This is a genomic window from Microcoleus sp. Pol17C6 (assembly GCF_036701145.1).
Classification (GTDB): domain Bacteria; phylum Cyanobacteriota; class Cyanobacteriia; order Cyanobacteriales; family Microcoleaceae; genus Microcoleus.
Map to the genome: position 1 here is coordinate 1 of NZ_JAUBQH010000126.1, position 4,425 is coordinate 4,425.

2 protein-coding genes and 24 tRNA genes are annotated in these 4,425 nt (G+C 47.3%); 24 read left to right on the forward strand and 2 right to left on the reverse strand.

Going from position 1 to position 4,425, the window contains the following annotated elements; genetic code table 11:
* Positions 1 to 195: 195 nt before the first annotated feature.
* A complete protein-coding gene (locus QUA25_RS28615; RefSeq protein WP_333043071.1) occupies positions 196 to 1,020 on the reverse strand; it encodes a biotin--[acetyl-CoA-carboxylase] ligase in 825 nt (274 codons plus the stop codon).
* 366 nt (positions 1,021 to 1,386) lie between these two features.
* Positions 1,387 to 1,509, reverse strand: a complete 123-nt coding sequence (locus tag QUA25_RS28620) for a hypothetical protein (RefSeq protein ID WP_278187183.1) — start codon at positions 1,507 to 1,509, stop codon at positions 1,387 to 1,389.
* A 6-nt stretch (positions 1,510 to 1,515) separates the two neighbouring features.
* On the opposite strand from QUA25_RS28620, the gene QUA25_RS28625 reads away from it, so the two are divergent.
* The 24 genes from QUA25_RS28625 to QUA25_RS28740 all read left to right on the forward strand — a co-directional run bounded on the left by QUA25_RS28625 (position 1,516) and on the right by QUA25_RS28740 (position 4,132).
* Positions 1,516 to 1,589: transfer RNA gene (locus QUA25_RS28625), tRNA-Asp, on the forward strand.
* Positions 1,590 to 1,721: 132 nt separating this feature from the next.
* A tRNA-Glu gene (locus QUA25_RS28630) sits at positions 1,722 to 1,796 on the forward strand.
* Positions 1,797 to 1,870 (forward strand) — tRNA-Cys (locus tag QUA25_RS28635).
* Positions 1,871 to 1,972: 102 nt separating this feature from the next.
* Positions 1,973 to 2,047: transfer RNA gene (locus QUA25_RS28640), tRNA-Met, on the forward strand.
* A 3-nt stretch (positions 2,048 to 2,050) separates the two neighbouring features.
* Positions 2,051 to 2,125: transfer RNA gene (locus tag QUA25_RS28645), tRNA-Trp, on the forward strand.
* Positions 2,126 to 2,131: 6 nt separating this feature from the next.
* A tRNA-Glu gene (locus QUA25_RS28650) sits at positions 2,132 to 2,205 on the forward strand.
* Positions 2,206 to 2,210: 5 nt separating this feature from the next.
* Positions 2,211 to 2,285 (forward strand) — tRNA-Lys (locus tag QUA25_RS28655).
* A 13-nt stretch (positions 2,286 to 2,298) separates the two neighbouring features.
* Positions 2,299 to 2,380, forward strand: a tRNA-Tyr gene (locus QUA25_RS28660).
* 34 nt (positions 2,381 to 2,414) lie between these two features.
* Positions 2,415 to 2,489, forward strand: a tRNA-Arg gene (locus tag QUA25_RS28665).
* A 4-nt stretch (positions 2,490 to 2,493) separates the two neighbouring features.
* Positions 2,494 to 2,580, forward strand: a tRNA-Ser gene (locus QUA25_RS28670).
* A 4-nt stretch (positions 2,581 to 2,584) separates the two neighbouring features.
* Positions 2,585 to 2,657: transfer RNA gene (locus QUA25_RS28675), tRNA-Phe, on the forward strand.
* Between the two features lie 6 nt (positions 2,658 to 2,663).
* A tRNA-Asn gene (locus tag QUA25_RS28680) sits at positions 2,664 to 2,738 on the forward strand.
* A gap of 10 nt (positions 2,739 to 2,748) precedes the next feature.
* Positions 2,749 to 2,823: transfer RNA gene (locus tag QUA25_RS28685), tRNA-Gln, on the forward strand.
* A 5-nt stretch (positions 2,824 to 2,828) separates the two neighbouring features.
* Positions 2,829 to 2,902: transfer RNA gene (locus tag QUA25_RS28690), tRNA-Gln, on the forward strand.
* A gap of 29 nt (positions 2,903 to 2,931) precedes the next feature.
* A tRNA-Leu gene (locus QUA25_RS28695) sits at positions 2,932 to 3,008 on the forward strand.
* A gap of 23 nt (positions 3,009 to 3,031) precedes the next feature.
* Positions 3,032 to 3,112 (forward strand) — tRNA-Leu (locus QUA25_RS28700).
* A 4-nt stretch (positions 3,113 to 3,116) separates the two neighbouring features.
* A tRNA-Pro gene (locus QUA25_RS28705) sits at positions 3,117 to 3,189 on the forward strand.
* Positions 3,190 to 3,320: 131 nt separating this feature from the next.
* Positions 3,321 to 3,394: transfer RNA gene (locus tag QUA25_RS28710), tRNA-Leu, on the forward strand.
* A 96-nt stretch (positions 3,395 to 3,490) separates the two neighbouring features.
* Positions 3,491 to 3,561 (forward strand) — tRNA-Thr (locus tag QUA25_RS28715).
* A 6-nt stretch (positions 3,562 to 3,567) separates the two neighbouring features.
* Positions 3,568 to 3,644, forward strand: a tRNA-Thr gene (locus QUA25_RS28720).
* Between the two features lie 5 nt (positions 3,645 to 3,649).
* Positions 3,650 to 3,720: transfer RNA gene (locus tag QUA25_RS28725), tRNA-Gly, on the forward strand.
* Positions 3,721 to 3,901: 181 nt separating this feature from the next.
* A tRNA-Gly gene (locus QUA25_RS28730) sits at positions 3,902 to 3,973 on the forward strand.
* Positions 3,974 to 3,978: 5 nt separating this feature from the next.
* A tRNA-Val gene (locus tag QUA25_RS28735) sits at positions 3,979 to 4,053 on the forward strand.
* A 6-nt stretch (positions 4,054 to 4,059) separates the two neighbouring features.
* A tRNA-Arg gene (locus QUA25_RS28740) sits at positions 4,060 to 4,132 on the forward strand.
* The last annotated feature ends 293 nt before the right edge of the window (positions 4,133 to 4,425 follow it).

The following is a 4,425-nucleotide window of genomic DNA, read 5'->3' on the forward strand; positions in this document are numbered from 1 at the left end:
GTTTTTGAGCAACAGCTTGCCTAAGATTCAAAGGTAGCTACTTTTAGCTGCGCTCATTTTTTAGTCTAAACTACAGTAATGACTTCTTTCTGTTAATTTATAGTAACTGGCAAGAAGGTTAGGACATTTTTGAGCGCTGAAAATATTGCTCTGACTGCATTTCCCTTCTTCCTTCTTCCTTCTTCCTTCTTCCTCTTAAATTAATCGAACTCGCCCAGAGGTAAAGGCTTGTATTCGATCGCCCGCCAAGCATATTAACAAGCGGCCGCTTCCGTCAATGCCGGCGGCTTCTCCGCAGATAGTTTCCGACGCAAGTTTGATCGCCACCGGGCAGCCAATCAACGCATCGCGGCGACGCAATTCCGGCAAAAGTAGCGCTAAACCGGACTTGGAGGCTGGCTTGTCTGTGGTAGAAAACATATCGGCTAGTTCGAGTAAATAGTGCCGCAGTCGATCGACCAAACACAGTTCATCTGGTACTGTACTAGCAATAGAATGCAAGCTTACCGCATTGCCGAGATCCCTTTCATCCAATCCCGCAGCCGCGAAATCTACGCAGCGGTTGAGTCCAATTCCTACAACGGCGCGAGTTTTGCCAGAAACATTGCCGTTCGTGGCTTCGCAGAGAATTCCGGCTAATTTGTGGCGATCGATCCAGACATCGTTTGGCCATTTCAGGCGCAGCATATCGCGACAGTCGGGAACCAAATCTTCGATCGCGTAAATCACGGCTAAACCGGCTGCTAAACTGAGTCCCGGCAACAGATTGGGGTCGAGGTTGTCGAGTACAAAACTAACAGTTAAGACACCAGTTGGGGCGTGCCAAGTGCGCCCGTGTTGGCCGCGCCCGCTGGTTTGTCGCTTGGTAAATACTGCATCTCCGTGGTGGAGTTGGGCCGCGCGGGCGATCGCCCAACTGTTGGTACTGGGACAGGTATCCAAGGAGTGTAGCCAGTGAGGGAGGTTTGGGCGATCGGGTTCTGGGGTTGCCGGCGCGGGAGTTAAGGGCAATTCAGACAAGGTTTGATTTGTAGTATTTGATATCTAAAAGCTGATTATCGCATTTTCCAGAAGAGCCACCTCGCGCGACGGCGAGAATTCAGAGCTATTAGAGTGTAGTACAGTTTCAGCATCAGATTTACCTTGCGCCACAACATCAGTTTAGCAGCAAAAATTCTTTATCTGTAAGGGTTTTGGGGAATACAGAGTGTTGGTGGGAGCGATCGACACCCCTTTAAAAAACCCAATTTAAAAAAAAGTTGTATTACCCCCTTGACAGTTTTGTAATACAAATGTATTATAAATGTATGGCGAAGGGGAAAGAGCTTCAAAGCCTTGCCCGACGAGCAATATGAACCTTGAAAACTGAATAGGAAGTTAATCGTGTCACATAATTGTGGACATCGGCGGTGTAGACTCCGGCAACAAAAGCCCGATCGGGTTGTAGTACGCGGAATCAACCGCCACCCCGTCCCAACTTGAGTAATTCAAGGACAGAATATTGTTCATTTTCGCGGGGGTATAGCTCAATCGGTCAGAGCAATCGCCTGTCGAGCGAAAGGTTGCGAGTTCAAGTCTCGTTACTCCCGTCAGTCGATTTTAGATTTTAGATTTTAGATTTTAGATTTACTCCACAGGAGAAGAATCTAGGAACTGGAACTTTGGTCTAAAATCCACACCTCCTGTCGGAAAGCAAGTATCCGTTTTTCGGCGGGGGTCAAAGTCCCGTAGGCAAAAGTCAAGCCGTCTCCCCCTCAAGGAGAAGATTGCGAGTGCAAACCTCGTCGGGACTCCCAGGTTAGGTGGCCGAGTGGTTGAAGGCGTCGGTCTGCAAAACCGATTTTCGCGGGTTCAAATCCCGCCCTAACCTCTGTTCCCAATCAGAAATTAAAAAATAGAAATTAAAAGATTAAACTAACAGTCTTTTAATTAATTTATTTAACTTTGAAAAGGAACGAAGCGAAAGTGACATTGCAGCGTAGCTTAATGGTAAAGCGCCAAGTTCATACCTTGGTCAATGCAGGTTCAAATCCCGCCGCTGCGACCACAAGCAGGGATGGTGTAACTGGCAACACTCTGGTCTCCAAAACCAGCATTCTGAGTTCAAATCTCAGTTCCTGTGCCAATTTATAGTGCTGTAGGCAAATGGTTTAAGCCGCTTGGTTTTCACCCAAGTGATTGCGGGTTCAACTCCCGTCAGCACTTCTCCTGGGTCGTTGGCAGAATGGTTTTGCAGCCGCCTTTTAAGCGGAAGGATCGAGGTTCAATTCCTCGACGACCTACCAAAATTTATATCTTGGGTCGGCCCTCCTATTGGCGTGGGTAGCTGTCTGTAAAACAGTAGCTTAAAGCGTTGCTGGTTCAATTCCAGCCCGACCCATTTGTAACTGCGTTTAATATGCAGTTGCAATCTTGAGAACGTGGTGTAACTGGATAACATCTCAGTCTACGAAACTGAAGATTTGGGGGTTCAAATCCCTCCGTTCTCGCTGTGGAGAGGTGGCCGAGTGGCTTAAGGCGCTTTCCTGCTAAGAAAGAGCGGTTTAACAGCCGTCGAGGGTTCAAATCCCTCCTTCTCCGTTTTCCCCCGATAGCTCAGTTGGTAGAGTGCTTGTGTGAAGAACAAGAGGTCGTCAGTTCGATACTGACTTGGGGGATTGCGTTGCCTTATAGCTCAATGGTAGAGCAAGCGGTTGTTAACCGCTAGGTTGTAGGTTCGAGTCCTACTGGGGCAGCCATTTTTTCAATTGCCGAGTGGACGAAAGGCAAGTCGCATCGCTCTGAACGATGAGGTTGCAGGTTCAACCCCTGCCTCGGCATCCAATAATTGGGAAGTCGCCTAATTGGTAGGGCACCGCTCTTTGAAAGCGGCAAAATGCAGGTTCGAGCCCTGCCTTCCCAGTTCTGCTATTACCAAAGCAGATCAATTACACTCCTGTAGCCCAATTGGCAGAGGCCGCAATTTCAAAAATTGTGTTGTGTGAGTTCAAATCTCACCAGGAGTACCAAATTTTTAACTAAGTTTCTACTTGCTCCTGTGGCGGAATTGGCAGACGCGGCAGACTTAAAATCTGTTTTATTTTGATTGTGAGTTCGAGTCTCACTAGGAGCATGAACGGGATGTAATTCAGCGGCCAGAAGCCATGCTTTGGGAGCATGGAGTCGTTGGTTCAAATCCAACCATCCCGACTTTACCCCTGTGATGTAATTGGAAAACATCACTCGCTCAGAACGAGTGTTTTTTGCAGGTTCGAGGCCTGTCAGGGGTATGAGGTTTTATTCAATCTAAAATCTCAAATCTCAAACCTCAAATCGGTTTTGCCCCTGTAGCCCAATTGGTAGAGGCGCTAGATTTAGGATCTAGTTAGTGCTGGTTCGATGCCAGTCAGGGGTATTTGGTGACATCGCGGGTGAAGTAGCCTGGGTAGGCTTGGAGGTCTCATAAGCCTCTTAATAGCAGGTTCAACTCCTGCCCCCGCCACCAAAAATACAGGTGTGATGTAATTGGCAACATGAGGTTCTTGTAAAGCTTTCTTGCGAGTTCAAATCTCGCCATCTGCTTGGCGTGCTGGTGTAGCTCAATTAGGCAGAGCAACTGATTTGTAATCAGTCGGTTGTAGGTTCAATTCCTATCACCAGCCCCACAATTGCGGATATGGTGTAACGGTAGCATTCGAGTCTTCCAAACTCTAGGCACGAGTTCGAGCCTCGTTATCCGCTTAGGGAAACAAGAAGTTTGTTAAATCTCACATCTTGCACCCTTCTCCAGAACAGGCAAGATGCCTGTTCCACAAAGAGTAGATTTTCTTGTGGAACGGGCATCTTGGCAGTTCATAAAAGGCTTATTAACAATGGTGCAACATCTCAGTTAAATCCAAAATTTCAAATCTCAAATCGGTTTGCGGGTGTGATGTAAAGGCTAGCATCTGAGTATGCCATTCTCAGCGCATGGGTTCGAGTCCCATCATCCGCTTTTGTAGTCCTGTAGCTCAACGGTAGAGCGTTTGCCTTACAAGCAAGATGTTGCAGGTTCAAATCCTCCCAAGACTACCAATTTATGGGAGTGTAGCTCAATGGATAGAGCGCCGCGCTTCGGACGCGGATGTTGTGGGTTCAAGTCCTACCACTCTCGTTGTTTTTGCTTTAATTTAAGGAGGTTGATTCCATTGAATGGATAATTTTTTATATTAAGATCGATCGCCCTTTGCGTGCCCCAATCTTTAGAGCCTACATACTTTAGTACGAGAGGAAAGGTAACGCTGTCAAAATCAGCGGGCGTTTGAGAACGAGGAGTGCCATGAACCCGGCAGGTTGGCTTAAAGGTAGCCATCCTTTAAAGAGTGTGTAGCGCTCTTTCATCACTTTAGCCATAGTATAATATTCCTGAAGTCATCAAATAGTTAAAATGTATGGTCGTACCCCGCC